The sequence below is a fragment of the Roseicyclus sp. genome, from assembly GCF_052168335.1.
GTDB lineage: Bacteria > Pseudomonadota > Alphaproteobacteria > Rhodobacterales > Rhodobacteraceae > Roseibacterium.
The window spans coordinates 1-2,814 of the sequence record NZ_JBQLZP010000502.1 but is presented as its reverse complement, the minus strand read 5'-3'; the positions used below and the strand labels follow the sequence as shown (position 1 = coordinate 2,814).

General features: G+C 70.5%; 5 protein-coding genes. 4 read left to right on the top strand and 1 reads right to left on the bottom strand.

Annotation, left to right across the window (positions count from 1 at the left end):
• The 4 genes from ACTS11_RS15385 to ACTS11_RS15370 form a co-directional block, all read left to right on the top strand.
• The coding region (locus tag ACTS11_RS15385) for a ferredoxin family protein (RefSeq protein WP_442641179.1) at nucleotides 1-239 on the top strand (239 nt) is incomplete at its 5' end.
• Between the two features lie 284 nt (nucleotides 240-523).
• Complete coding sequence (locus tag ACTS11_RS15380) at nucleotides 524-1,036, top strand: CarD family transcriptional regulator (protein WP_442641178.1); 513 nt, start codon at nucleotides 524-526, stop codon at nucleotides 1,034-1,036.
• A gap of 140 nt (nucleotides 1,037-1,176) precedes the next feature.
• On the top strand, nucleotides 1,177-1,464 hold the full coding sequence (locus ACTS11_RS15375) for a glucose-6-phosphate isomerase (RefSeq protein ID WP_442641177.1): 288 nt from the start codon (nucleotides 1,177-1,179) through the stop codon (nucleotides 1,462-1,464).
• A gap of 112 nt (nucleotides 1,465-1,576) precedes the next feature.
• Complete coding sequence (locus ACTS11_RS15370) at nucleotides 1,577-1,864, top strand: glucose-6-phosphate isomerase (protein WP_442641176.1); 288 nt, start codon at nucleotides 1,577-1,579, stop codon at nucleotides 1,862-1,864.
• Here the strand turns inward: ACTS11_RS15370 and cobS are convergent.
• On the bottom strand, nucleotides 1,861-2,571 hold the full coding sequence (gene cobS / locus ACTS11_RS15365; protein WP_442641175.1) for an adenosylcobinamide-GDP ribazoletransferase: 711 nt from the start codon (nucleotides 2,569-2,571) through the stop codon (nucleotides 1,861-1,863). The genes ACTS11_RS15370 and cobS overlap by 4 nt on opposite strands.
• Nucleotides 2,572-2,814 lie beyond the last annotated feature (243 nt).

Genomic DNA, 2,814 nt, shown 5'->3' with positions numbered 1-2,814 from the left:
TGGTCATCCACCCCGACGAATGCATCGACTGCGGCGTCTGCGAGCCCGAGTGCCCCGCCGACGCGATTCGGCCCGACACCGAACCGGACATGGAGAAGTGGGTCGAGTTCAACCGAAAGTATTCCGAGATGTGGCCGGTCATCGTGACCAAGAAGGACCCGCTGCCCGACGCCGACGCGCTCGACGGCAAGCCGGGCAAGATGGACCTCTTCTCGGAAGCCGCCGGCGAGGGCGGCTGACGCGGGCAATGCGCCGGCGCGCGGGCTCCCCGTGCCCGACGGGAGGCCGCCGATCCGGACCCGTGGCAACGCGGGCCCGACGCACGTTTTGCGCGAATCTTTGAAACCGGCGCTTTTCTGTGCTATATAAGCGTCACACAGATGACTGTCCGAAGCACCGAGCGGGCCTGCCAGCCCGCCCTCCGTTCAGCACCGAATTGACCTGCTCGTGGAAAGCCCCGGTTTTCCGCAGGCAGTTTTTCGCCTGACGCACAAGGTGCGCGAGACCGGGAAAGGGAAACTATATGTCGAAGTCGCGGAAGTCGCAGGAGTTCAGCCCCAACGATTACGTCGTGTATCCGGCGCATGGGGTCGGACAGATCGTGTCCATCGAGGAGCAGGAAATCGCCGGCCTGAAGCTGGAGCTTTTCGTGATCTCCTTCGAGAAGGACAAGATGACCCTGCGCGTCCCGACCGCCAAGGCCGCCGACGTGGGTATGCGCTCGCTCTCCTCGCCCGACATCGTGTCGAAGGCGATGGAGACGCTGAAGGGCAAGGCCAAGGTCAAGCGGGCCATGTGGTCGCGCCGTGCGCAGGAGTACGAGCAGAAGATCAACTCCGGCGACCTGATCTCGATCGCGGAGGTCGTGCGCGACCTGCACCGCGCCGACGACCAGCGCGAGCAGTCCTATTCCGAGCGCCAGCTCTACGAAGCCGCGCTCGAGCGGCTGACGCGCGAGCTCGCCGCCGTGAAGGGCATGGACGAGGCCGGCGCGCAGAAGCATGTCGATGCCGTCCTGACAGCCCGCGCCGCCTGATGACCTTCCGCCGGTCGGCGATTGCCGGCCGATGAAACGAATGACCCCGCCAAGCCTCTGCTGGCGGGGACTTTTCGTGCTAGCATGCTCTCCCGGGCGGCGGTGTCCTTCGCCGCCCGCAAGGATGGGAGCATGACGCCATGACACGTCTTTCGATCGCCACCGCTTTCGCCGCCATGATGGCGCTTGCCGGTTGCCAGAACCTCACCGCGCAGGACCAGGCGAACCTCGGCCTCGTGACCGGGGCGGGCGCCGGGTTCCTCCTGGCCGAGGCCTTCGACGCGAACCCGGCCTGGACGGTGCTCGCCACGGTCGGCGGCGCGGCCATCGGCCAGCAGGTGGCGCGCAACAACACGACCGGCCAGTGCGCCTATTACGCGGGCCGCGACTCGCTCGGCCGAGCGCTCTATCGCACCGGCCCCTGCTGAGCCCTCATCGGACCCGGGCGGCAAGGCCTCGCCTGTGCCGCCCGAGTGTATGGAACCGGACGCGGACGGGCGCCGTTGGCCTCTCGCAACTTTCGAGAGAGGACCAATCGCCATGAAATTCAGCGTTCTTCCCATCATGTTCGCGGGCGCCCTCGCCACGGCGGGCTGCCAGAACCTCACCGCGCAGGACGAGGCGAATCTCGGCCTCGCCGCAGGTGCGGGCGCAGGCCTGCTGCTGGCCGACGCCTTCGACGCGAACCCGGCCTGGACCGTGGTCAGCGCGCTCGGCGGCGCGGCGATCGGCCAGCAGGTCGCGCGCAACCGGAACACCAACCAGTGCGCCTATTACGCCGGCACCAACGCCCAGGGCCAGGCCGTCTACCGCACCGGCCCCTGCTAGGTCAGGAGCGCCACGCAGGCGAGCAGGGCGACCAGCTCTGCCGCCTGCTGCGCGGCCCCGAGCACGTCGCCCGTCTGCCCGCCGAGCCTGGCGCGCGCAACGAGGGCGACGGCGCCGGCGGCCAGCGCGCCCGAGGCCGCCACGGCCAATCCCGGAAAACCCAGAGCCAACAGCGCGCCGACCAGCGCAATCGCCGCCGCAATCCCGGCGGTCGCAGCCGAGGGGCGTCCGACATGGACGGCGAGGCCGTCCTCCCGCGCGAAGGGCAGCGCGGCCATCACCCCCGCCATCGCGCTTCGTGAGACCATCGCCGCTCCGATCAGCGCCATGAGCGCCTGGCCCGCCTCGAACAGCGCGCCGAGCGCGATCCAGCGCGACCCCAGCACCAGCACCAGCGCCACGACGCCGTAGGTGCCGATCCGGCTGTCGCGCAGGATTTCGAGGCGGCGGTCCCGCGTCGATCCCCCCCAGATCCCGTCCGCGCAATCCGCGAGCCCGTCCTCGTGGAGCGCGCCCGTCACCATGACGGCGGTGCCGAGCGCGCCACCGGCGGCCAGCGCGGGCGGCAACCCGATCCACAGGAGGAGCGCACCGACCGCCCAGGCAACGAGGGCGACCAGCGCCCCGACGAGCGGCCAGGCCCAGGCCGCGCGCGCGCCCCGCGCATGGGCGGCGGGCAGGGGCCAGGGCAGGCGCGTCAGCAGCATTGCCGCCGCGCCGGGATCTCCCGGATGCAGAAGGGGCTCGGGTCCTTCGGCGGGGTCCATGCGGGTGGGCCTTTCTGCCGCAAGGGCAATTCGGGGCGCTCCGGGCTAGACAGCACGAAACGCCGACCCCCGCAACGGAGCCAGCGCCTTGATCAGGACACCTCTTCCGACTCCCGCCGATGCCGAGGATCTGCGTGCCGCGCTCGCCGCGGCGCCGGGCCCGGACGCCGCCGCGCGCGAGGC

Coding starts and splice junctions, on each gene's coding strand:
- ACTS11_RS15380 (WP_442641178.1), top strand. CDS start 524: ATGTCGAAGTCGCGGAAGTCGCAGGAGTTCAGCCCCAACGATTACGTC.
- ACTS11_RS15375 (WP_442641177.1), top strand. CDS start 1,177: ATGACACGTCTTTCGATCGCCACCGCTTTCGCCGCCATGATGGCGCTT.
- ACTS11_RS15370 (WP_442641176.1), top strand. CDS start 1,577: ATGAAATTCAGCGTTCTTCCCATCATGTTCGCGGGCGCCCTCGCCACG.
- cobS (WP_442641175.1), bottom strand. CDS start 2,571: ATGCTGCTGACGCGCCTGCCCTGGCCCCTGCCCGCCGCCCATGCGCGG.